The sequence below is a fragment of the Bacillus sp. FG16 genome (assembly GCF_057809515.1).
In genome coordinates this window covers 21,366-48,005 of record NZ_JBMDKC010000031.1, presented here as the reverse complement: position 1 = coordinate 48,005, position 26,640 = coordinate 21,366, and the positions used below count along the sequence as shown (strand labels likewise).

At 35.9% G+C, this 26,640-nt stretch carries 16 protein-coding genes, 2 pseudogenes and 1 riboswitch; of the genes and pseudogenes, 7 read left to right on the top strand and 11 right to left on the bottom strand.

Features of this window, described 5'->3' with window-relative positions; all coding sequences use genetic code 11:
- Nucleotides 1-2: 2 nt before the first annotated feature.
- The 5 genes from ACODS7_RS13765 to ACODS7_RS13745 form a co-directional block, all read right to left on the bottom strand.
- Complete coding sequence (locus ACODS7_RS13765) at nucleotides 3-344, bottom strand: DUF485 domain-containing protein (protein ID WP_048565245.1); 342 nt, start codon at nucleotides 342-344, stop codon at nucleotides 3-5.
- Between the two features lie 223 nt (nucleotides 345-567).
- On the bottom strand, nucleotides 568-1,197 hold the full coding sequence (locus ACODS7_RS13760; RefSeq protein WP_000755397.1) for a sterol desaturase family protein: 630 nt from the start codon (nucleotides 1,195-1,197) through the stop codon (nucleotides 568-570).
- Nucleotides 1,198-1,275: 78 nt separating this feature from the next.
- Entirely contained in the window at nucleotides 1,276-1,569 is a 294-nt protein-coding gene (locus ACODS7_RS13755; protein WP_016082208.1) for a hypothetical protein, read from the bottom strand.
- Nucleotides 1,570-1,588: 19 nt separating this feature from the next.
- Nucleotides 1,589-2,332, bottom strand: a complete 744-nt coding sequence (locus ACODS7_RS13750; RefSeq protein ID WP_016082209.1) for a LysE family transporter — start codon at nucleotides 2,330-2,332, stop codon at nucleotides 1,589-1,591.
- 14 nt (nucleotides 2,333-2,346) lie between these two features.
- The gene (locus ACODS7_RS13745; protein WP_001043750.1) at nucleotides 2,347-3,075 is read right to left on the bottom strand and encodes a YqcI/YcgG family protein; all 729 of its coding nucleotides are present in this window, start codon (nucleotides 3,073-3,075) and stop codon (nucleotides 2,347-2,349) included.
- Between the two features lie 261 nt (nucleotides 3,076-3,336).
- On the opposite strand from ACODS7_RS13745, the gene cspB reads away from it, so the two are divergent.
- The gene (gene cspB / locus ACODS7_RS13740; protein WP_001161731.1) at nucleotides 3,337-3,534 is read left to right on the top strand and encodes a cold shock-like protein CspB; all 198 of its coding nucleotides are present in this window, start codon (nucleotides 3,337-3,339) and stop codon (nucleotides 3,532-3,534) included.
- 119 nt (nucleotides 3,535-3,653) lie between these two features.
- The gene (locus ACODS7_RS13735) at nucleotides 3,654-3,902 is read left to right on the top strand and encodes a DUF2564 family protein (protein ID WP_000534400.1); all 249 of its coding nucleotides are present in this window, start codon (nucleotides 3,654-3,656) and stop codon (nucleotides 3,900-3,902) included.
- A 34-nt stretch (nucleotides 3,903-3,936) separates the two neighbouring features.
- Here the strand turns inward: ACODS7_RS13735 and ACODS7_RS13730 are convergent, their stop codons facing one another.
- The 3 genes from ACODS7_RS13730 to ACODS7_RS13720 all read right to left on the bottom strand — a co-directional run bounded on the left by ACODS7_RS13730 (nucleotide 3,937) and on the right by ACODS7_RS13720 (nucleotide 5,422).
- Entirely contained in the window at nucleotides 3,937-4,113 is a 177-nt protein-coding gene (locus ACODS7_RS13730) for a zinc-finger domain-containing protein (RefSeq protein WP_000358801.1), read from the bottom strand.
- A 12-nt stretch (nucleotides 4,114-4,125) separates the two neighbouring features.
- Nucleotides 4,126-4,785: a ribonuclease H family protein gene (locus ACODS7_RS13725; protein WP_071714518.1), complete on the bottom strand. Its 660-nt coding sequence runs from the start codon at nucleotides 4,783-4,785 to the stop codon at nucleotides 4,126-4,128.
- 151 nt (nucleotides 4,786-4,936) lie between these two features.
- Nucleotides 4,937-5,422 (bottom strand): QueT transporter family protein, encoded by a 486-nt coding sequence (locus ACODS7_RS13720; RefSeq protein ID WP_001026480.1) that lies wholly within the window; start codon nucleotides 5,420-5,422, stop codon nucleotides 4,937-4,939.
- A 6-nt stretch (nucleotides 5,423-5,428) separates the two neighbouring features.
- Nucleotides 5,429-5,473: riboswitch (PreQ1 riboswitch) on the bottom strand.
- 132 nt (nucleotides 5,474-5,605) lie between these two features.
- Here ACODS7_RS13720 and ACODS7_RS13715 point away from each other — a divergent pair.
- From ACODS7_RS13715 to ACODS7_RS13705, 3 genes are all read left to right on the top strand, one after another.
- A complete protein-coding gene (locus ACODS7_RS13715; RefSeq protein WP_098629004.1) occupies nucleotides 5,606-6,478 on the top strand; it encodes an aldose 1-epimerase family protein in 873 nt (290 codons plus the stop codon).
- A 68-nt stretch (nucleotides 6,479-6,546) separates the two neighbouring features.
- Complete coding sequence (locus tag ACODS7_RS13710; protein WP_000573877.1) at nucleotides 6,547-6,933, top strand: reverse transcriptase-like protein; 387 nt, start codon at nucleotides 6,547-6,549, stop codon at nucleotides 6,931-6,933.
- Between the two features lie 13 nt (nucleotides 6,934-6,946).
- Entirely contained in the window at nucleotides 6,947-7,852 is a 906-nt protein-coding gene (locus ACODS7_RS13705; RefSeq protein ID WP_142333767.1) for a DMT family transporter, read from the top strand.
- Between the two features lie 2 nt (nucleotides 7,853-7,854).
- Here the strand turns inward: ACODS7_RS13705 and ACODS7_RS13700 are convergent.
- Nucleotides 7,855-8,114, bottom strand: a pseudogene (locus ACODS7_RS13700) (DUF6123 family protein).
- A gap of 182 nt (nucleotides 8,115-8,296) precedes the next feature.
- Between ACODS7_RS13700 and ACODS7_RS13695 the strand changes: the two are divergent.
- Nucleotides 8,297-8,856: pseudogene (locus ACODS7_RS13695) on the top strand (cysteine hydrolase family protein).
- A 43-nt stretch (nucleotides 8,857-8,899) separates the two neighbouring features.
- Here the strand turns inward: ACODS7_RS13695 and ACODS7_RS13690 are convergent.
- Complete coding sequence (locus tag ACODS7_RS13690; RefSeq protein ID WP_061666865.1) at nucleotides 8,900-9,760, bottom strand: GNAT family N-acetyltransferase; 861 nt, start codon at nucleotides 9,758-9,760, stop codon at nucleotides 8,900-8,902.
- A gap of 122 nt (nucleotides 9,761-9,882) precedes the next feature.
- Between ACODS7_RS13690 and ACODS7_RS13685 the strand changes: the two genes are divergently transcribed.
- Complete coding sequence (locus ACODS7_RS13685; RefSeq protein ID WP_243168819.1) at nucleotides 9,883-24,903, top strand: DUF11 domain-containing protein; 15,021 nt, start codon at nucleotides 9,883-9,885, stop codon at nucleotides 24,901-24,903.
- 113 nt (nucleotides 24,904-25,016) lie between these two features.
- On the opposite strand, the gene ACODS7_RS13680 is transcribed toward ACODS7_RS13685, so the two are convergent.
- Nucleotides 25,017-26,564, bottom strand: coding sequence for a glycoside hydrolase family protein (locus ACODS7_RS13680; protein WP_142333768.1), 1,548 nt, complete (start codon nucleotides 26,562-26,564; stop codon nucleotides 25,017-25,019).
- Nucleotides 26,565-26,640: the final 76 nt, after the last annotated feature.

Below are 26,640 nucleotides of genomic sequence, written 5' to 3'. Positions count from 1 at the left end.
GTTCAGCCCCTCCTTTTTTGCATATCTTGCAGAATTTTTTGGGAGATTTCATCAAATGATTCTGCTTTTTTGCTATAAATCATACATAGTGCCCATGTCATGATAAATTGGGAAAAAGCAAATACCCACGCCCATGTAACGTCACCAAATGCAGGTGTATTAAGCACCTTTGAATACGACGTTAAAATAGGCAGTGCAATAAAAAAACTAAAAAAGAAAATACTCATTGGAACGATAAACTTCTTTTTCGTATTTAATAACAATTGAAATTCTTCCGACTGAACGACCTCTGTATAATTCACTTCATTTTGCAACTTACGTGCTGACGTATCATCTCGTTTCATTAACCGATCCCCTCTCTTACTTGAAATACACTTCCTCCTTGTATACCTAAAGACTAAATTTTATAAATATTCAGAAACTTATACTTATTTTAGACAATCCATGCATTCATGCAAAGATTTTTCGATAGACATTTTTCGGCAATTTCTCCTAAATTTTTAATATACTTTTTCAAAATAAAGTGACACCTTACTTATTTTTTCCTCATTAAGACAAAAGCAGTGCTTAACGCACTACTTTTGTCTTTTTTTCCTTTTCTAAATTACGAGCTGTTTCGCTTAACTCAACATCTTTTCCGTCTTTAAGTGTTCCAAATATAAAATCGAATACTGGATTTGAAACACCGAACCAAAACTTTTCGTTTTTATAATGGTGTAATATATGTTGTTTTTTTAGCCATCTTCCAAACTTAGTGACGGGACGAATCGGTCTATGGGCAATATAATGTTTCCATTCGTAAACGAGCAGCATGATAATCATTCCGATTCCAAATGAAAGTGTAATAGTAACACTTTTTGTAATACCATATGCTATAAGCAAATAAATAGTAAAACTAGGTATACTAAACCATACAGGTAAAAACAAAAGTTTTAAATCATCTGGATATACGTGGTGATCATAATGTAATCTTCTTAACATTTTTAATAGAAATGTGTTTTTAGGCGGCTTAATATGGAATAAAAAACGATGTGTCATGTATTCATTAAGTGTATAGAAAACAATCCCAAACATACATGCTAACATGCCAAACCACGTGAAAAATTGCATTTTTAAAATAATAATGAAAATAAATAGAATGCTATACATAATAACGATATCATGTTGTAAAAAGAACTCTTTCCCCACTTTCTTCATCTTGTTTCCCCCTTTTCCAAAAAAACAGCCGCAACATATCGTTACGACTATTTCTTTTCTATTCTTATTCTATTCATTTTACAAATTTGCCTGCTGTTCTATTGTCGAGAAAAAATTGTTCGGTCCAAATATATTTTGCTTCGGAATAATATGTTCCACCGCAAACACTGTTACTTCTCCTCTTTGCACTTCTCCAATAATGAGACCAAATATTTCATGATTTACTGCAAACGTCGGTTGCTTTGTTTGTAGCAATCTTGCAGCATTATGAAATACCGCTTCATATAGTGGATTTCTATCAGTAATTTCTCTTCGGACTTTTGGCGCTAACGTAATTATAATTTCTTTTCCGTCAATAGTGGTTCGATACATAAAAATCTCCCCTTCAATCTTATGTGAACAACTGTAAAGCTTTGTATGCAAAATGTATAGAGTACCCTACTAAAATAATACCTGCTCCGGCTGTTATATAGCCAAGCGCTTTTGGTTTTAATAAAGTTCTTCCAAAATGTACAGAAAAAGCAATATTTAAATTCCATAAAATAATACCGGCAATAATGCAAAGACTGTACAAAAAAGCTTCTTGTTTCGTTACCTTCGTAAGTAATGAGCTAAGTGTACTTCCGTATATACCAAACCAAAAAACAAGATTTAATGGATTGGATATCGCAATTAAAAATCCTGCCATAAACGATTGCTTAAGGCCACCTACCTCTTCTTTTTTATATTCCATATTCGAGTGGAAAATTCCTTGTTTTACACTTTGAAATCCTAAATAAAATAACAAGAAAAAACCCGTGCAATACATGAAGGCTTGTACATATGTATACATAAACACAGAAGATAAACCGAAATAAATGAGAAGCATAAATAAAACATCTGCAGTCATTCCACCAATTCCAACAACCCAAGCATGCCAAAACCCACGTTCAATTCCTCGTTTTAACATTTCAATATTAATCGGCCCTACTGGCGCAGCTAATGAAATACCTAATACGATTTGCTGTATAATTGCTCCAAACATCGCTCTATCCTTTCTTCTCTTTTTACTACTAGTTAATGATGTAATTTTAAAAAATAGACTAGCTTTCATAATAAAATACCCTTTTTTATCCAAAATATACAAAAGAGCCATCCAGATGATGGCTCTTATTTTTCTATCCTATGAAGAAAAGGACATTTCCCTTTTATTAGCTCTACATCGTCTCCTATGAAATATTGTTTCCATTCACGATGTTCTGGGTCACCGTAATGACTAATGTTAGGATGTTTCGGCAATTGATCCCACTTTTCAACTCGCTCACGGACCATTTGTCTTGAATATGCTCCTTTAGGACGATCTCCCTCTAATCCATCAAAAATAGTGCGTGGCTGAAACCCAATAACGAGAGAATTCCCTAAATGTCTAGTTTTTCGTTGTTTATAAGCTGGCGCATTTCCAAATGCAAATATTGGCTCACCACCAAATGAAAATTCCCATAAATAATGGTCTGGATCTTCAGGAATTTGCTTTGGCCATGCTTGATTATCGTTTTCATGTAAATACTGTAGCACTTTCCAAAAGGAATCACGGTAATATTCGAGTGATTGTTCTTCACATTCCGGTTCTACAAAAAGGAAAAAGCCTCTTCTCACAATCGGCCTCTCTTTCATTAACTCTAAAAAAGATAACATTGTATGTGGCAAATGACTCCAATCATTATGAGAAAGAAATGAATAGCGAAGTTCATTCTTTTTCAAAGCTGTTAAACCGAAATAACATGGAAAAGTTGGTTCTAACACGACACTTGAAAAAATCTCAAATTCTTTTGCAACCCAATCCGGTATGTCGGTTCTCGTTCTCATTTCTTCATTATCTAATAAGTAAGACTTATTCATTCTTTCACCTCATTATGTATAGCATTCAATTAAGAATATTACATACTCGGCCTGTCCTATACCTATTTAAAAATTCGACTGAAAAATTATTTAAAAATACAAAAAATAAAATCGCTTACTTGACTAAATTCTCCCAATTCGTGTATATTTAAATTAATCATTTAGCAGAATATTCAAGAATATAGCATTTTTAGTTTATATTATTTTTCAAATGAATTTCACTAAATGAAAATAGTAAACGCTTTTAGGAGGAATTATAACATGCAAGGAAAAGTAAAATGGTTTAACAACGAAAAAGGTTTTGGATTTATCGAAATGGAAGGCGCTGACGATGTATTCGTACATTTCTCTGCTATTCAAGGAGATGGCTACAAAGCTTTAGAAGAAGGTCAAGAAGTATCTTTCGACATTACTGAAGGTAACCGTGGACCTCAAGCTGCTAACGTAGTAAAACTTTAATCCAACATATAACAGGAGGTTACCTTACTTGGTAACCTCCTTTATTATTCCTTTGTATATTTCCGTTTTACAGAGCAAAAACTATGTGAAATGCGCAATATACAAAGGAGGCAGTAACAATGGGATCAGAAGTAAATGATTTTGAAGAAGTAAAATTCCGTGTAGAAACAGCACAAAAGATGGTAGGTTCTGCAACAATTTCAATGGATCCAGACACATTAGAGCATGCCACTACTGCAGTAGAAGCAGCTCGCTCACAGCTTGAAATTATGAAATCTGTTGCAGTAGATTTAGATGAACCATTTTTAATGAACGAGGAAAAGAAACTAAGCAAATGCGAGCAGCAATTAAACGAAGCAAAGCACTAAAAAAACATCCAGAGAATTTTCTCTGGATGTTTTTTTATGACAACTGTTCTCCATACTTTTTCAATGTTTCTCCAACTGTACATTGTCTTATACAAAATGAATGAGCATAATACTTACTATTTGTCTTTCGATTATGTTCTCGCAAGAAACATCCTTCACAGTATGTTTCTAATAAGTCATTTACCTCTGTAATGAGTTGCTTTTTATCCACCGTTGCACCTCTCTATTCGGTTATTTCTTTATGACTATCAATGACTGTCCCTTCTAATGCTTGCGTTGCTAATTGATGTGCTTCTTTATTTTGTTTTCTAGATATTGGTTCACATACAAGTTTTAATTTCATTTGCTTCGCCTTTTGTTCAATTTGATCTAAATAATGGTTTAAATGCTCATCATAACAAGGCCATTCTCCGGCTAATTGCTGCAATACAACTTGAGAATCGCCGCGAAGTGTAACTGCTTCATATTTAATCCCTAATTCCTCGAGTATATTCATACCGTATAATAGTGATGCATACTCCGCTTCATTATTATCATCTATACCTTCTATATATGCATTGCGGCGAATGCGGTAGTTTGTATTTCCTTTTTTATAATACACACATATACCAACGCCAGCTTCTTTCGTTTGCACATCATACCCCCCATCAAAATAAACGAGTATTTCTTGGGGCTCTTCCTCTACTTGCTTACTTAACTTTTTCATCTCTTTTAATGACCATTCTGCGTCCATTTCATCATAAAATGAAAATTCTTTTACTCTTCCTGTTTTCTCAAAATCCTCTGCAAATTGAAGTACTTCTTCTATGTTCATATACTCTGTTGTTAATTCCGTCTGCAATCCACGCTTCGTTTTATACAACCAATGAATTTTATATTTCATACTACATTCCCCTTATGTAAGACTTCTTATATATATCCGGCTAATTGAAGCCTCACTTTATTTTATTATATTTTATCTAGAGTCACAGCATTATATTCAATATGATTACATACAAAAAGAGCTATCCCTATAGGAATAGCTCTTTCATCTATTACATAAATCTTTCAAATTGTACTCGCTTATTAATCCAGTACATTACAGGCATACCGATCGCCATGACAACAAATTCACCAATTGCACAAGTTAACCAAGACAACATAAATGGTAAACCCAATGCAAGATGAAGTTCAATTGCAATCATAAACATTGTAATCGTAAAGATAACTGTATTAAAAATCATACGAGCCCAAACACCTTTAATAAATCGCATAGAAATAATCGTTGCAACTAATGCAAGAATAGATTGACCTACTCCAAATACTAAATCATAAGCGATCATAGGTGAGAACAAGAGATTCGTTAAAAATACACCTAATACAATTCCGTAAATTGCTTTCTTGTTAAATACAACGAGATGATTAAACATCTCTGAAATACGAAATTGTACATTCGTAAAGCCAAATGGCTGAATAAGCATAGAAACAGCAATATATAATGCCGCTAAAATACCATTACCGACTAAAGTTCTAATATTCATGACAAAATCTCCTTAGTTTTTTTACGTGGGATGGTTTCGAACCACGTTATTCGTTTTTTAAGCAACAAGATTATATTTTACGTCGTAGCCCCTCTTTCGTCAATAGATTCCTATCATAAACTACCTTTTTCCTTTTAGACAACGTATAATGAAACATATGAAAGATTTAGGAGGTTTCACTTCATGACAGCAACAATTCAAAATGAAAAAGTGATCGTTTCCATTTCTGACAAAGGTGCAGAATTACAGAGCGTTCGCTTAAAAGAAGACAACACAGAATATTTATGGCAAGGTGATTCTACTTATTGGGGACGCCGTGCACCAATTTTGTTTCCAATTGTCGGCCGATTAGTAGATAATACATACTACGTAGACGGTAAACCATATTCATTAACACAACACGGTTTCGCTCGTGATCTTACTTTCTCTGTGAAAGAACAAAGTGAAACAAAGATCACTTATATCGTTACTAGTAATGAAGAAACATTAAAAAAATACCCATATGAATTCGAATTACTCGTTTCTTATGAGCTAGATGGACAAAGCGTTCATGTAACATATGAAGTAAACAATCCTACTTCTAAAGAGATGTTCTTCTCAATCGGAGCACATCCTGGATTCAACTTCCCTTTATTGGACGGTGAATCATTTACAGATTATCACTTAGCGTTTAATGGTTCGGAACACTTAGAAACAAGCGTATTAGAAGGACCTTACCTTTCAAACAAAAAGCAATTAATCGCTGAAAATATGACTGAACTGCCACTTACATATGATTTATTCAAAAATGATGCGCTTATTTTTGAAAATATGAATACGGATGAAATTTCTATTCGTTCTCATAAACATAATAAATTTGTAAAAGTAGAATTTGATGGATTCCCATTTGTCGGCGTATGGACACCAGGGGATAACGCACCTTTCTTATGTATTGAACCTTGGTACGGAATCGCTGATGAAGTAAAACCAGCAAAAGATTTCAAGGACAAAAAGGGAATTCAATCTTTACAAGCGAATGAAACATTTACATGTCGTTACAGCATCACAATCGGATAACTACTCTATCCCCTACTTCAAAAAATATTTAAGTAGGGGATAATCTTATAATTTGGAGGTTTCTCATTTTGATTGAAGTATATATTGATGGTGCATCAAAAGGAAATCCTGGTCCTTCTGGTGCAGGAGTGTTTATTAAAGGCGTTCAGCCGCCTGTACAATTATCATTACCACTTGGAACAATGTCCAATCATGAAGCAGAATATCGCGCTTTACTTCTAGCATTAAAATATTGCATCGAGCATAATTATAGCACTGTCTCTTTTCGTACAGATTCCCAGCTTGTCGAACGGGCTGTTGAAAAGGAATACGCAAAAAATAAAATATTTGCACCTCTTTTAGATGAAGCACTGCAGTACATAAAAAACTTCGATCTCTTTTTTATTAAGTGGATTCCAAGTAGTCAAAATAAAGTAGCTGATGAATTAGCTAGAAAAGCTATATTACAAAATTAACGGGGGTATGAGTGTGAAAAAAGAGTGGATTGCTCCTCTTGCTTTATTATTTGTCTCTTTTATTTGGGGAGCTACGTTTGTTGTCGTTCAAAACGCTATGTCTTTCGTTGGTCCATTTACGTTTAATGGTATTCGCTTTTTATTCGCTGGAATTATTTTATTATTCGTTCAAATTATTTTCTCACAAAAAGCTTCAAAACAAGATATAAAACATAGTAGCACGGCAGGGATAATCGTTGGTTTTTTCTTATTTGTCGGTTATTTATTGCAAACATTTGGCTTACTCTATACAACATCTTCAAAAGCAGGTTTCTTAACTGGGCTAAGCATTGTTATGGTCCCAATCTTATCATTTATCTTTTTAAAACAAAAAGCTACCATTTTCATCGTACTTGGTATTGCTGTAGCTACAACGGGTTTATACTTATTAACAGCTGCTGATTCTTTTCAATTAAACATTGGAGACATACTCGTTCTCGGTTGTGCAGTCGCTTTCGCTGCCCATATTCTTGTTAACGGCTTCTTCTCTAAGAAAATATCACCTTTATTGTTAAGCACGTCGCAAGTATTAGCTGTCGGTATGTTTTCTTCTATTTGCGCCTTTTTGTTTGAAGATTGGGAAAAATTACTTTCAGTAGTACTATGGACGAATTCTTCCTTTTTATTCGCTCTATTTTTAACTTCCCTATTTGCGACATCCATTGCTTTTTTCATTCAAACATCAGCACAAAAACATACGTCTCCAACGAGAGTAGCAATCATTTTCGCAATGGAACCCGTTTTTGCTGCCTTAACAGGCGTTCTCGTTGCAAACGAACAACTTTCTATTTCTGCTATTATCGGATGCCTCTGTATTTTCCTAGGCATGATTTTTGTTGAATTACCTTCCAAAACAAAAAAAGAAGCGCAGGCTGCGTGAAGTTACGCTTGTAACTTCCGCATAAAAGCCTTAGCGCTTTTTTATCTGTAATTTCTTCCTCTTTCAATCGTTCTAATAACGCAACGAAATAACTACCATCAAACTGCAATTGATGTTTAATTGTTGCTTCTATTGCTGCGTTCACAATCCCATCAGACGCACCAGTATATCCTTGTCCGAACATAATAAACCCTTGTGCTTCCTCTGATAATTTAAATCCTTTCGTATGTAAGAATGAAAGATAATCTTCTACTGTTTGCATGTTATTCCCACCTACTCAAAAATTCTCCATCTCCTATCATACATGTTTTTACACGCTATGAGAATGAAATTTCTTTGACAACTTTGTAAATCAATCTTCTACTTCGCTTACAATGGAGGATTTCCTAACAACCTGAAGGAATATGTAAAGTGGAACTTATTTCATATTAAAGGGGAGACACGATGAAACAAGCACTATTAATTATCGACGCTCAACAAGAATTAATTGATGGAAATGAGCAAGAAAATGAAGTTTTTCGCAAAACCGAGCTATTATCTACACTAAATACAGCACTGCAGAAAGCAATAGATTCAAATGCTCTTATTGTTTTCGTAAGAGATATCGATGTTGCTTCTGGCAGCGGCGAAGGATTTGAAGTACATAATCAAATTCAAGTACCCCAGTCTGCAATCCTTATTAATAAAGCAGCAACCAATTCATTCTACGGCACTTCTTTACTTGAACTTTTAAAAGAAGAAAACATTAATCATATTGTTATAGGCGGATGTAAAACAGAACATTGTATTGACACTGCCGTTAGGACAGCAACTGTACAAGGATTTGACTTACATTAATTAAAAACGGGCATTCAACAACTGATTCTAACGTATTGTCTGCAGAACAAATTATTGGTCATCACAATAAAACTTTACACGGTCATTATAACGTTGATAATTTTTCTATGGTGAGAGATATCGAGGAAGACCTCTTTCAGCCAACTCATGACCAATATCGTGATTAAATTGGCTATAAAAAAGAATCCTTTTCACGAAAGGATTCTTTTTTCACCCAAAAACTTGTGCTGCAATGCTATACAGTTCATTACTCCTTTTTAATAATTTATCGCTATTTTTCATCATAATTGGTGGTGTATTAACCTTTTGAAAACCAGTAATCTCTAATTCATTCATGAAACCATTCTTTCCTTCTGGTACATCCATTCTTAATTTACCATGATGCTCTCTTGCTAAATAATGTACAATCCTCATTGCCATCGTATCATTTTTCGCAACAACTGGTCCTATTATTTTATTTTCTGATGTTTGTATACTTAAACCGTAACCTAATACATTTCGTTTGTTGTCCTTTACAACGATGCACTGTTCACTTTGTATCATTCTTTTCTTTAAGAATACTTTTCTATTTGTTCCAAACGCATTTTCATCTAATTTTATTATTTCTTCTAAATCACACTCTTCATACTTCACCATATAATCTTCATTTCCTACACAATAATCATTCACATTGTACGAGTTACAAATATATTTAGAAACATAGCTTACTACCCTAAATCCTAATTTTTCATATAAGGGCTTCCCTTCATCCGTAGCAATAAGTATAATGGGAGTTTGAACCGATACGCTCTTAATACATGAATTCGTTATCGCCTTTCCAATCCCTCTCCCCTTATAATCTGGATGTACAATGACCATTCCGATAGACGCTAATTTCTCCCCATATAATATTATTGCCGCGCTAGCAATTAGTTTCTCCCTCTCATTCCACACACCATATACGATACCTGAATCAAAAATAGTCTCAATTTCTTCTCTGTTATAATCCCAGCCAATATAAGAAGATAACGATACAATATCGCCTATTTGTTCTTTCCTAAGACGCTCCACCCTAATTTCCAATTCAATCATACTCCATCCCCTTATCTAGACATTTAAATCATTATTACTAAATCAACTTGTACATGTTTCCATTCATTTGTCACATACATATGTTATTTTGACCAAGACTATATTGTAAATGAGGTGACAACATGCCCATTACGAATCGATTTTCTACCACCACTAACGGCGCACTCGCTATTACTGGAAATACTTTAGGCTTAAGTAAAATTAGTAATCAAAACCGTGCTGGTACAATCGGGGCAATTGGTGCATTCGCAACTACGAATACTGCTTTACAAGTACCTACTTTTCCTGCTGGTACAACGTTAAACTATACACAAAATAGTTCTACCGCTATTTTAAATATCCCTGCTGGTAGTACTATTCTTTACGCAGAACTCGTTTGGGGTGGAAACTATTTATCTCGTGATCAAAACATTACGAGTGTATTAGGAAACCCAGTTTCTTTTACAACACCTGTTTCAACATACTCGATTACTCCTTCAGCTGTTACGGCTTCAAACCAAACATTCGTTTCAAACTCTATTACATTTGGATTTTACACTCGTTCAGCAGACGTAACAACCCTTATTCAAGCGGGAGGTTCTGGTTCCTATACTACAGGCGCGGTTCCTGGACTTGTAGATCCTATAGATGCTTCTAATGGAACAATTAATTCGGCTGGATGGACGCTTATCGTCGCTTATCAAAACGGGACATTGCCAGCAAGAAACTTAACCATTTATGTAGCGGGTAACCGTGTTTCTGCTGATACCGGTAGTGCAGATGTAGCTGTTTCTGGATTTTTAACACCTTCAGGAGGACCTGTAAGCGGGAGGTTATTTTTAAGTTCTATTGAAGGAGATGCAGATTTAATAGGGGATCAAGCTTTATTTGGACCAAATTTCAGTTCATTAAATGCTTTATCTGGGCCAAATAATGCTGTAAATAATTTCTTCGGTTCTCAAGTTAATAATGCTGCAGGAAACTTAGATACAACTGGGACATTTGGAACGCGAAATCAAAGTGCTTCTACAGGTACAAACATCTCCGCTGGAAGACAGGGCTGGGATATTACTTCTATTGATATTTCTCCTTATTTAACAAACTCACAAGTATCCGCCGCAATCCGTTTAACTACTAACGGAGATGCATATATGTTAAATACAGTCGGCTTACAAATTAATATAAACTCCCCAAATATACAAGCAACGAAAAGCGTAAATAAAAGTGTTGCTGCAATTGGAGATATTCTCACTTATACAGTTACTATCCCTAACACCGGGCTTCTTCCTGCCAATAACGCTATTTTTATAGATAGTCTCCCTAACGGTACTTCTTTTATACCCGGCACTGTAACAGTAGATAACGTACCACAAACAAATGCAAATCCCGCGGCTGGTATATCTCTTGGAACAATTAATAATGGTACTTCTCGCACAGTAACCTTCCAAGCTACTGTCGTTTCTCTTCCAAGTCAAAATCCTATCTCTAACACTGCGAATATTACATTTCAATATACACCAATCGCCGGAGGAACAACCTTTAACGGTCTTGCAACAAGCAATTCTGCTGGAACGCAAATTAACCTGGCAGATATTAATGGAACAAAATCAGTCAACAAATTTTTTACCGATATTGGTGAAACATTAACTTACAGTATTGCCTTAGCTAATATAGGAAATATCTCTGCAACAAATGTTATATATACGGACCCGATTCCTAGCGGGACTACTTTCATTCCAGGGAGCGTAACTGTGAACGGAGTTACTCAAGCTGCCGCAAATCCCGCTAATGGTATATCAATTGGGTCAATTGCTGCAAATTCTACTACTACTATTTCATTTCAAGTATTCGTTCCTTCTATCCCCCAAACAAATCCAATATTAAATAGTGGTACAACGACATATCAATACATTCCTGTACCAAATCAACCTGCAGTAAGTGGGACTGATACGACCAATATCGTATCTACTCAAGTAAATAACGCCACTGTAACAATGGCAAAAGCAGTAGATAAAAATTTCGCAGATATTGGTGATACACTAACGTACACCGTTTCCTTTACAGGTACAGGTAATACAAATGCGAACAATGTTATTTTTACAGATATCATTCCTACTGGAACAACTTTTGTTCTAAACAGTTTAACAATAGATGGCACGACACAAGTGGGCGCAAATCCCGCTACCGGCGTGAACATTGGATCCATCCCAAGCGGCACAATAAAAAATGTTGCATTTCAAGTAGTAGTAAACACAATACCCGCGTCAAATGTCGTATCTAACGGATCAAGCGCTTCTTATCAATATACCGTAAACCCTAGCCAATCTCCCGTTACAAAAAACATTTCTTCTAATCTCGTTTCCACTCAAATTAACAATGCGAATTTAACTTTAACAAAATCAACTAACAAACAATTTGCCACAATTGGCGAAACGATAAGTTATACAATCCTTATTACAAACAGCGGAAATGCAGCCGCTAATAACGTTCAACTAACAGACCCACTTCCAAACGGAACGATATTGACTCTTGGCACTGTAACACTAAACGGAGTTTTGCAGAATGTAGATTCTCTCGTTGCTTTACCTATCGGCACAATTCCTGGTGGAGCTACTTTTACCTTATCCTTTCAAGTAACAGTCATTAACATTACTGCCCAAAACCCTATTATTAATAACGCTTTCGCCTCTTATATTTACACTGTAAATCCAAGTTTGCCACCTACTTCAAAAACAGCAAATTCTAATTCTGTTACATCAACAATTAGACTAGCAAATCTCCATGTTAATAAATCTGTAGATAAAACGTTTGCGGAAGTTGGCGATGTATTAACTTACACCTTTGCTCTTACTAACGATGGAAATGTTGCAGCGAACAATGTATTACTATCTGATTCAATTGCGAATGGAACCGCCTTTGTCCCAAACAGTGTTATAGTTAACAGTGTTACTCAGCCAGGCGTTACACCAGCTAGCATCAATATTAGTAACATCAATGCTAATACTACAATTACAGCTTCATTCCAAGTAGTAATAACTAGCATTCCAAATCCAAACCCTATTTCAAATAGCGCTTCCATCTCCTATAACTTTATCGTTGATCCAAACACTTCACCTGTAAGTAAGAACACTACTTCAACCACTACATTTACTCAAGTAAACGATGCAAATGTCATTTCAGCCAAAACAGTGGATCGAGAGTTCGCTACCGTAGGGGATATATTAACTTATACTGTTACTTTGACGAATGCAGGAAGTGTTTCTGCTGATAGCCCTACTTTCGTAGATACGAATCCAGACGGTACTACCTTTATTCCAAACACTTTTCTTATTAATGGTGTACTTCAAAATAACGCAGATCCAAATATAGGTGTTCCGCTACCTTCCATTGCTGCTAACGGTTCACTTACCGTCTCTTATCAAGTAACCGTCAACTCTTTACCAACACAAAATCCAACATTAAATTCATCTAGTACACAGTATAGCTTTATTTTAAATCCGGGCGATCCACCAACTATAGAAACATCTGTAAGTACACAAATTAATTTAGCAAATGTCGTTATTGTCAAAGAAGTAGATTTAACTATCGCCGACGTCGGGCAACCAATCACATATACAATTTCTTTAGCTAATCTTGGCAATACTACAGCCAATAATGTTATCGTTACCGATATAATCCCTAATGGCACCACTATCGTTCCAAATAGTATTTTTATAGGTGGTGCTTTACAACTAGGTGCAGACCCTAGTGCCGGTCTTCAAGTGGGCTCCATTCCTTCGGGTGGTTTTACAACGATTGTGTTTCAAATAAGTGCAAATGGGCTACCTTCACCAAACCCAATTCAAAACAGCGCTGCACTTCAATATAGCTTTATCGCTGATCCAAACTTACCTGCTCTTGTTAGAAACACTGCTAGCAATATAGTAACTACACAAATTAATACTGCTAATATCGTTGCTACAAAACTAACGAGTACAAACTTCGCTGATGTCGGTGATGTCATACTATATGCGACTATTTTAACGAATAACGGGAATATCCCTGCTGCTAATGTAACATTTACAGATATCATTCCAGCGGGTACCCTCTTCATTCCTAATACTGTAACGATTAATAATGTCCCTATAGCTAATGCAAATCCTGCTAATGGCATTTCGATTGGTACGATAGGAGCGAGTTCATCACGCACCGTTGCATTCCAAGTTTTTGTACCAACTATCCCTGCTGTAAACCCAATTACAAATCAATCAGGCACAACATTCCAATATACGTATGATCCATCCAAACCAGCTGTAATGCAGATGGTTGCTTCTAACACTGTACAGACAACTATTAATAACGCCTCAATTGCCGCTACTAAATCGGCAGATAAACAGTTTGCTAACGTAAATGATATTATTACGTACACGACTACTTTAACGAATAACGGGAACACACTTGCATCAAATGTAATATTTACAGATGTAATTCCAAACGGAACATCGTTTATTCCTAATAGTGTTACTGTAAATGGGAATACACTGCCTAATGTCAATCCAGCAAGCGGAATTGCAATCGACCCAATAAATCCGAATGCAAATACGATTATTTCATTCCAAGTACAAGTAAATTCTATCCCGAATCCAAATCCAATCCCGAACCAAAGCAATACAACGTACCAGTATGTCGTAGATCCTAACTTACCTCCAGCATCCGCCAATACGTTAAGTAACGTAATAACAACTCAAATTAATAACGCTACTATTGTCGCTACTAAGTCTGTGAATACACCGACAGCTGCAATTGGTGATATCGTTACCTATACGATTGCAGTAACAAATACGGGTAATATCCCTGCTAGTGCAACTGTTTTAACAGATGGGCTTGGCGCAGGAGCTTCATTTATCCAAAACTCCGTAACTATCAATAATGTTCCACAACCAGGATTAGATCCGTCACTTGGTGTTCACTTGGCAGATATTTCGCCAGGAGATACTGTATTCATTACTTTTCAAGCACAAATTTTAGCGATACCACCTAGTGGCACATTAACAAATAATGCTCTTGTAAATTATGAATATACCGTAAATCCAAACCAATCTCCTGCTGTTGGTAGCACCGTAACAAATACAACAGTTACACCAATTATTGACGCTACTTTAGTAATAAATAAAAGCGCTAGTACAACTTTCGCTACAATTGGTGATACAATTACATTCACTTCATCTATTACAAACACCGGAAATACTATTGCGAACAACATTATTTTTACTGATACAATTCCAAACGGTACTACCTTTATCCCAAATAGCTTTAAGATAAATGGTGTAACCGTTCCGAATGCAAATCCACAAAACGGTATCAATATTGGTAACTTGAATTCAAATGCATCTGCTACACTCAGTTTTCAAGTAAACATTACAACACTTCCAAACCCTAATCCAATCCCGAACAAATCATCGCTTCAATATAGCTTTATTGTAGATATAAATGAACCGCCAGTTTCACGAACAATTAAATCTAATAAAACTTTTACACAAGTAAATACTGCTTCTGTTATCGCAACAAAAACTGCAAGCAGTGCTTTTGCTGCTGTTGGAGATACAATTACGTATACAACTACCCTCACCAATAGCGGAAATACTACCGCAAACACACCTGTTTTTATCGATATATTACCACCTGAACTTTCATTCGTTCCTGATAGCGTACAAATTAATACCATCCCACAACTTGGATTTAGACCAGATAGCGGGATCTCTTTAGACTCAATTCCAGTTGGAGGAACGACAACAATTAGCTTTCAAGCTATCGTTGGCTCAATACCAGCTACCAATCCAACTTTGAACCAATCTAGCACAACATACTTGATCATTATTGATCCTACCCAGCCGCCTGTGACGGAAACAGCTACAAGTAATCCAACTTTAGTTCAAATTAACGAAGCGATTATTCAAGCAACGAAAAGTGTGGATCGACTATTTTCTGACGTAGCACCTGGAAATTCATTTTTAACGTATACTATTTTATTGGATAATATAGGAAACGCAACTGCTACGAATATCATTTTTACAGATCCGATTCCAAATAATACAGTGTTTATAGAGGATAGCGTTCGAGTAGGCGGGGTTTTATTACCTGGGGTAAATCCAGCGAATGGGATACCAATTGGGGATATTATTGCAGGAGATTTTACAAACGTTACCTTCCGTGTGCAAGTAGTTAGCATTCCAAATCCAATTTTCACAATTGGACCTGGGGGTCCAAACTCACCTGTTGTAAACGGAGCTTCTATTGATTATCAATTTATGACAGGACCTAATTTACCACTCGTTTCAAGAAATACGACATCTAATCCCGTTTCGACACAAATAAATTCTGGGGAAATTGTGGCAATCAAATCTGTAGATAAAACTTTCGCAACAATTGGCGATACAATTTCTTATACGATTACATTAAGTAACCCTGGAAATGTCACTTCACAAAATATAATTTTCACAGATATTTTACCTGACGGAACAACATTTATTTCCGGAGCTCTTACAAACGATTCTGGTACACAGCAAATCGGAAATCCAGCTAACGGGATTCAGATTGGAAATATAAACCCAAGTGGAACGGCCGTGATTACTCTCAACGTACTTGTTACAAACATTCCAAGTATAAATCCAATTTCTAATTCTAGTTCTGTACAATTTGCACATGTGGTCGATCCTAGCCAACCTGCCGTATCACAAACGAATGTATCTAATGCGGTTTCGACAACTATTAATAGTGCAATTTTAACAACCCAAAAAAGTGCTGATAAATCTATAGTTTCAGTTGGAGATACGATTACGTATACAACTACTATTACCAATACAGGAAATACAGCCGCAACGAATATTACTTTCACAAGCGCTATTCCAGCTAGCACTACCTTTATACCAAATTCAGTCACAATCAATGGTGTTCAGCAGTCTGGTGCGCAACCAGCACTTGGAGTAAATATACCAAATATCGCTCCTGGTGAAACAGTAACTGTTACTTTCCAAGTAAATGTTATTTCTGTTCCCCCTTCCAGTTCGATTATGGGTAATGACACAATTTTATATTCTTATACTGTTGATCCTAACAGCGCTCCTGCTACTACCTCTACTTCAACGAATATTGCTACAAACCCTGTATTAGATGCTATGATAACGATGGTAAAATCGGTCGATCAAACGCTTGTAACACTAGGTGATACCATTACCTATACGACAATTTTAACGAATAGCGGTAATACAAATGCAACGAATATTACTTTCACTGATCTTATACCAGATGGCACAACATTTATTACTGACAGCGTTACAATAAATGGAATCACACAAATTGGATTGAATCCTAATACAGGCATAACGATTGGATCAATTGCCCCTAACAGCTCAATATCTATAGCATTTCAAGTGACCGCTACTTCTACCCCTGTTCAAAATCCTATTGCCAATTCCGCTACTGCTTCTTACACATTTATCGCTGATCCAAATGCACCGATTGTTTCAAGAAATGTTACTTCAAACACAACGTTTACTACAATTAATACTGCTACCATTCTTTCATCGAAACAAGTTGATAAAGCTTTTAGCCACATCGGAGATACACTCACTTATACTGTCACTTTAACAAACAATGGAAATTCCTCCGCACAAAATGTGATTTTCACAGATGCTATGCCGAGCGGAACTACATTTATTACAAATTCATTTTCTATTAATGGAATTCCTCAAAGTGGTGCGGATCCAACAAACGGTGTAAATATTGGGCCAATAACAGCTGGGGCTACAATAACTGTTTCATTCCAAGTAAATGTGACCTCATTACCAACCCAAAACCCAATTGTAAATTTCTCATCAACATCGTACCAATTAGTCTCACCACCTGATGCAGAAACTTCAATTAGTAATCCTGTTTCAACACAAATTAAAGAAGCAATATTATCTATGACGAAAAATGAAAGTGTATCCTTTGCAGATATCGGGCAAACTGCTTTTTATACTACTTCCATTACCAATATAGGCAATACCGATGCAACTAATATAGTATTCACAGATGCATTACCAAATGGACTCACATTTGTTCCTAACACATTAACGGTCGATGGCGTTTTACAACCAAATGCGAATCCAAATACAGGCGTATTACTTGCAACACTTCCACCAAATGAAATATATAGTATCGTCTTTCAAGTTACGGTGAACAGCATCCCACCTATTAATCCTGCACCAAATACAGCAGCAACGACGTATGAGTTTACTGTTGATCCTGTTAATCCTCCCATTTCAAGTACAGCTACTTCCAACACTACACTTCTTCAAATAAACAACGCAACTATTATTAGCACAAAAACAGCAGATCTTACTTTCGCGGATATTGGTAATACAATAACATTTACACTTAACCTCCCTAATACCGGGAATACGGCTGCAACTGATGTAACTATTATCGATATTCTTGATAGTAATTTAAGTTTCGTTCCAAATAGTTTCACAGTTAATGGGCAAACCATTCCAAACGCTGATTTATCTACTGGTGTAAATATTGGTTCCATTAACGGCGGTAATGCAGCAATCGTCACATTCCAAGCAACTGTTACCACACTTCCTACACTTAATCCTATTTCTAATTCTGCTTCTATCACATATCATTATGTCGTTGATCCTAGCCAACCATCTATTACAACGTCCAATCAATCTAATACAACGACCACACAAATTAATAGTGCTATTCTTACTGCACAAAAAAATTCAAATGTATCTACGGTAGATATCGGGCAGGATATTACCTACACCGTTACAATTACAAATAGCGGCAATGTTAGTGCAACAAATGTTATTTTTACCGACCTTATTCCAGACGGAACTTCATTTGAACCGAATAGTTTTACACTGAACGGAACTAGCATCCCAAATGCAAATATCATTACAGGCGTTCCAATTGGTGATATCGCGCCAAACCAGTCTGTAATCGTAGCATTTCACATTAATGCCAATGAAATTCCACCTATAAATCCAATTACTAATCAAGCTAGCGTTAGCTTCCAGCATATCGTTAATCCAGCTAATCCTCCAGTTTCAAAAAACATTGCTTCTAATAGCGTTTCAACACAAATTGAAAGTGCAATTTTAAACACTACTAAAATAGGAGATAAAACATTTGCAACGATCGGTGATACGATTACGTATACAACAACGATTACGAACACAGGAAATATTCCAGCTAACAATGTTGTATTCTCAGACCCTATACCATCGTGGACACAATTTGTTGTAGGATCAGTTGTTGTTGATGGAACTCCATTACCATCCGCTTCTATCATTGACGGCGTTGGCATAAATACAATAACTCCAAATCAAATCGTAACAATCGTATTCCAAGTTCAAATTGTAAGCAATCCAACAACGCTCACACCTGAACTCCAAAACTTAGGATTTGTTAACTTCCAATATAACGTAGGCAATGCATTACAGGCTCAACCTGGCAATGTGGAAACGAACGTCTTCGTTACCTCTATTAATTCAGCAATACTTTCAGCTGTAAAAACTACTAATACAGCCTTTGCAAATATTGGAGATACGATCACTTATACAGTTTTGATTCAAAATAGCGGCAATACAAATGCAACGAATGTAAATTTCTCAGACATGGTTCCAGCAGGTACGACCTTTGTTGAAAATAGTTTTGCTGTAAATGGAAGTACCATTCCAGGCGCAAATCCAAATAATGGAGTTAATGTCGGAACAGTTAGCGCAGGTAGTTCCTTAACCGTTACTTTCCAAGTCATAGTTACATCAACTCCACCTTCAAATCCGATTACAAACGTAGCATCTATTCAATACGCATTCATCGTTGATCCGGCCTCTCCTCCTGTTACAGGCACGATAAATTCTAATAGCGCTTCAACACAAATTAATAACGCAACTGTTACAACTGTTTTACAAGCAAATCGAACAATCGTATCTATTGGAGATGTAATTACGTATACAGCAACATTAACGAATACTGGAAACTTCCCTGCAAACTCTGTATTACTCATTAACGGAGTTCCTGAAGGAGCATTATTTGTTCCAAATAGTGTTACGCTCAACGGGATTTCACTTCCAGATGCAAGTCCAACTCTTGGTATTCCAGTTGGTATTATCGCACCAGGTGATTCCGCTACTATTACGTTCCAATTTCTTGCAAGTTCTATCCCGCCGCAAGGAGCGATTATAAATCAAGCACTTACAAGTTACACGTATATTGTCGATCCAAGTCAACCTCCTGTTACAGCAACATCCTCGTCTAATACAGTTAATACAGCTGTTGTTGATGCATCGTTATCCGCAATTAAAAGTACAGATTCTCTCGTACAATCTACTGACGGTACAATCACTTACACAGTAGTCGTTCAAAACAACGGAAATACTACTGCAAATACAGTTACTTTAACAGATTTGGTCCCAGAAGGAACTGCATTTATTCCGAATAGCGTAACTATTAATAGCGTTTCCGTTCCAGGTGCCGACCCTAACGTAGGAATACCAGTAAACCCCATCACACCGTCAGAAATCGTCACTGTAACATTCCAGGTTATCGTTCAATCTATTCCAAGCGTGAACCCAATTTCTAATACAGCCCGTATTGACTATACTTTTATCGCCGATCCAACTGCTCCTATCATCTCTCGAACAATTACTTCGAATCCAGCTTTCACACAAATTTCGGATGCGACTATCCTTTCTTTAAAAGGAGTCAATGCACAACAAGCAACAACAGGTGATATTTTGACTTACACAATAACACTAGAAAATACCGGAAATATTCCAGCTACTAATCTCATATTTTCAGATACTATCCCCCAAAATACTACATTCGTAGAAAATAGTTTTACACTTAACGGAACAACTATACTTGGTGCTAATCCAAATGTAGGTGTTACTTTACCTACCCTAGCAGCAAACGCTACTCATCTTATTTCATTCCAAATTCTTATTAACGATTCACTCTCGCAAGAATCGATTACAAATCAATCCAATACAACATATACAATCCAACCAGACCCAGGGCAACCGCCTATTACTGAAACATCTACTAGTAATATCGTCATTACAAATTTCGTGCAAGCACAATTGACAATTACAAAAACATCCAATCCAACAACTGTAGATATCGGTGGAACTATACTTTATATTTCTGAAGTGAAAAATATCGGTAATGTTGACGCAATAAATATTAATTTCACAGATTCTATTCCAGCTGGGACTACATTCGTTCTCGATAGTGTCACAATTAACGGTGTCCTTCAGCCAGGTGTAAATCCAGAAAACGGAATACCGATTGGAACAATTCCAGCAAACAGTTCCAAAACGATACTATTTCAAGTGCAAACAAATAATCCACCTACTGAAACCGAAATTGTAAATCAATCTTCAGCAACTTACCAATATGTAAGTATCCCTACAGCCCCACCAGTAAATCGCTCTGCAAATTCTAACATTGTTACAACATCACTTCAAAACGCAAATATTATTTCTGTTAAAAGCGCGGATGTAACTTTCGTATCAATCGGGCAAATTATTACCTACACAAATACACTACAAAATATAGGAACCGTTCCAGCTAACAATACCGTGTTCATTGATAACATTCCGGAAGGTACTATATTCATTGAAGATAGCTTAGCAATAAATAATGTCATCCAGCCTGGTGCGAACCCAGAGAATGGCGTAACTCTCGGCACGATACAACCAGATGAAACAGTCACTCTTTCATTCCAAGTACAACTTACAAATATACCAGAGGGCAATACAGTCATTAATATTTCAGACACTTCGTACGAATACCAAATTGACCCTAGTTCTCCAATTATTCAGCGTAGATCGTTATCAAATGCAGTAAATACTGAAGTACGGACAGCAAATGTTAGCGCCATTAAATCCGCCAATAGATCCATTACACGTATCGGTCAAATCATCACATATACAGTCGCAGTTACAAACGCTGGTACAATACCTATTACAAATACGCTTCTACTTGACGCAATTGCTGCTGGTACCACATTCGTTCCAAATAGCATTCTTGTAGATGGCGTACCAAGACCTAACGAAAATCCAATTACCGGTATCAATCTTGATATAATTCTTCCAAATAATACGATTATTGTTACGTTCCAAGTAAGCGTAGTCTCTATACCGCCACAAAATAACATTAATAATATCGCCGTCATTCACTATGAGTATCGACCAGACCCAAGCGCACCACCAATTTCAGAAACAACCTCTTCCAATAGTACAAATATACAATTTATTGATGCTATTCTTATTGCTACAAAATCCGCTAATACTGTATTAGCTAACATTGATGAAACCATTGAATATACAGTATTCATTCAAAATAATGGATCGACTACAACTAACTCCATCTTTTTTACAGATACTATAGCGGATGGAACAGTATTTATTCCAGGAAGTGTAATAGTTAACAATACTGTACTTCCTGCAGCAGATCCGAATATCGGCTTTTCCATTCCTAATGTTGCAGCAGATCAAATGGCTACAATAACATTCCAAGTTTCCGTTACGAATTTACCTGCTGTAAATCCAACACCTAATACTGCAAACATCGTCTACGACTTTATTTTCAATCCTGACTTTGCACCAATTCAAAAATCTACGACTTCCAATACTACTTTCGTTCAAATTAATGATGCTGATATCGTTTCACTTAAAACGGTTGATCTGACCTCTGTAACAATTGGTGACATTTTAACTTATACAACAACTTTAACGAATACAGGGAATACGGATGCCACTGCTGTTGTATTTACAGACAATATACCTGATGGAACAACCTTTATTGACGGTAGCGTTTTAGTAAATAACATTCCTCAGCTTAACGCCAACCCAAGTGCAGGTATACTTCTAGGAACGATTGCTCCTAACATTTCTATCCCAGTCACATTTTCTGTTACCGTCGTAGCTCTTCCTACTAGCGGCCATGTTCAAAATCAATCAACTTCTCGTTATACAATAAACGTGGAAGAACAAATATCGACTAGCAATATTACTTTCACTGAAGTTATTTCTGCTAATGTAATTGCGACAAAAACAACGCCTATCCAATATGCTGACTTACAAACTATCATCCCTTATACAATTTCCATCATAAATAACGGAAATATACAAGTGGAAAACATTATTGTTACAGATATCATCCCAGCAAATACGAGCTTTATAGAGAATAGTGTTATCGTGAACGGCAACGCTCGGCCAAATGACAACCCTCTTAACGGTATACAAATTGATAACATTCCGCCTAATACGACAGCAACTATTCTATTCCAAGTACGAGTTACTTCGATTCCACAAACAAATCCAATCTCTAACACGAGTACAATTGAATATGAATACACGGTACCAGATCGACCACCTATTACCGAAACTATTATTTCATCAGCTGCCGCAACAGAAATTAATCACGCGAATTTGAATAGTAATAAAGCTGTTGACCTTGCATTTGCAACGGTTGGTGATACGTTAACGTATACGATTACACTAAATCAAACCGGTAATGTTGCAGTAAATGATGTAATCATTCAAGATATTATTCCTCAAGGTACTACGTTTATAGAAAATAGCGTCATTGTAAACGGAGAAACTCTTCCAGGAGTGAATCCAGTAAGCGGCATACCAATTGGTACTATAATTGTAGATGGAGATGCTATCGTTTCATTCCAAGTAACTGTGACTACTATTCCAACACCAAATGAACTAAACAACAACGCAATTACTACTTTTAACTATATAGTCAACCCAAATAACGTACCCGTTACAAATACGACTACAACAAATACCGTCACAACTACTGTCCAAAATGATAATGTCATTGCCATAAAATCTGTTGATGTAACGAATGCCTTACCTGCTCAAACTTTAACGTATACAATTACGATTATGAATAGCGGTAATGTAACGATTGAAGACCTTCTTGCTATAGACACCATACCAATAGATACGACTTTTGTTGCTGGTAGTGTTACGATTAACGGAATCAATCAGCCTAATGAGAATCCTGAAAATGGTATTACGTTAGGAAACCTTGCTCCTAATGAATCTGTTATTATTACGTTCCAAGTGACAATATCTTCTTCTACCCTTCAATCTACAATTAATAATGATGCTTCTGTTTCCTATACCGTTATCATTGATCCAACAAAACCACCTATTACAATTACAAAACAAACAAATACCGTTACAACGACATTAATCGGGCCAATAATTAACATTGAGAAAACAGCAGACAAATCTATCGTCGTTATAGGAGATATCATTACATTCACATTAGCGGTATTTAATCACTCCCCAATTCCGACAATCAGCACTTCTGTTATAGACAGCATTCCAGCTGGTACAACATTTATAGAAAACAGCGTAACAATTAACGGTACTCCCGTTCCAAATGTTCGTCCAGACACTGGTATTAATATCGGCTCTTTACCTGCAGATTCAGTAGCAACTATAACATTTCAAGTCCTCGTAACTTCTATTCCTTCAAACAGTACAATTATAAATTCTGCAACAGTTACCGCTGCCTTTCAATTGACACCACAGGATCCAATTATTACTTTCATTGTTAATTCAAATATCGTTCGTATACCAGTTCAATTTATAACTACAACAGTCACGAAAAATGCTTCCGTCAGCTCAGCTTATTTAAATCAATATTTTGATTACACGGTGCGTATTACAAATACTTCCGAAATTTCACTCTCAAATATTTCTTTACAAGATACCATTCCAGCAGGTTTACAATTTATAAACGGCACTGTCTTTATTAACGGTGAACGCTCTCCACTAGCGAATCCGAATATCGGTTTCCTAGTTGCCACTAATTTAGAGCCAAACGAAACAATTATCGTGTTATTCACAGTACAAGTAATAAGTCCACCTGTTAATAATCAATTTAAAAATACGGCCAATATTTCGTTACAACTTCAAGTCTCGCCTACCGATCCACCAATTACAGTAACCGTTACAAGTAACGAAAACATCGTCACCTTTGTTCCAGAAAATCCAGATGAAACACTTCCAAATTTAAATTGCTTCTTTGACGGTGAACGCTTCATTCGCATTACTCCTCGAAATGTACGAAATTACCTTTGGACTTGGATTTGGTGGAAGTAATTTAAACAAAAAAAGAGATTGTAGTTTGGTTGAAACCAAATTACAATCTCTTTTTCATTACCTTTATCACACTACAATGGAACTCGTCCAAGGATATATAATTAAATATCATCTTAAGTTATCTTAGTCGTAATAAGTTGGCCAGCTTCATTAATAGTAACTTTCCATTTCACTCCACTAGCAGTCTTCATGATTATACCTTTACTTGCCTCTATTTCAATATCTCCAAACATTCTTCCACCAGTTGTCGCTAACCAAGCGCTCCCATTTTCCATAGAAGACCTTGCAAAAATACGATTAATTCGAAAACGCTTATGATCTTGAGAATACCCACTTAATGTAATTCTAACTTTATATAACTGACTCGCCTTCATATTCGATATAATTGTATCGCCAACATTTAATGGAACATCCAACGCAATAACCCAACTTCCAGTTGCACTTAATGCATATTCAATTTTAATTTTCTTTGGACTCTCTCCCCACCCAAAATACATTCCAAAACAATTTAACATTTGTATTGGTTTTTTCGTAAAATCCAGTTCAATTACAACTGGATTACTATCTGGAACGTCAATATAGTTTACACTTTGTTCATCTATTAAATTAAAGCAATTTGTGAGATTCCCCCCGTACGGCACTTTCCCACTTACTTGCTTAACATTATATTTCTGCTGAGCATTTACTAAAATATCATCTTGGTTTCCTATTAAATGAGGTCTATTTAACGTAATCGGTAACTGAATTCGAAGGGATTCTTCATAGGTAGACTTACAAACATTGTATTGTCCTTTATCTACAATAGTTGTAGAAAGTAAATTTGAAAAAAGGTAGTTACGATGCGAATTAGAAGAAAATTCAATGACAATCTGTTCACTACTCATCCGGTACGTATCCCAGATCATACAATCAAATGTATTATACGCACCTGAACAACGAATTACTTTGTTCGTTTGTTGTCTACATTGCACTTGAATATCATGAAACGTATTTCCTGAACTTTCATTTGGCAAATCACTATTTCCATCTACTTCAATCCCATACCCGCATCCATCAATAAATATAGATTGAAATACATTGGCGTTAATCCAGCAAGGTGTATTAATATCATCTATATACTCTGTTTTCAAATATATTGCAGTTTGAAAGTTTTTAATTTGAATAAATTTAACTTGAAAGAAACTAATATAATCCCATGCCTTTTGACAATAAAAATATATAGCTTTTCCTTTATACGATGGAGTTGTATTTATTATATTTATATTTGATATAACAGATTGATTAGGTACTTCGATTTGTTGTGAACCAGAAACATAAATAACAGCAGATTGAAACAATGGATTTATAACTTGAATAGTACCACCAACTATCGAAGCGTTACTTTGTAGCTCAAATGCATTAAAATCTCCATCAATTTGCAGCGTTACGGTAGGATCTAACTCTAATCTTACGTTTGATTTAATAACAATCGGCTTTACAATTTTGTACGTATTTACTCCTGTAATTTTTACTGTCGAAATTCGGTTAGCTACACAATAATCAATAGCTTGTTGAATTGCTAATGAGCTATCATTTACCGAGTTTGGAACTGCGCCAAAACAATCAATGTGAACGCTACTTTCTGGCGCACAATCTTCTTGGGAAGAAATATATTCTGACAAAATAAATTCACTCCTCATATTACCTTTTTTCATATAATATGTGAGTTCTCTCTTAAAAGTTTCTATAATAAAAAAA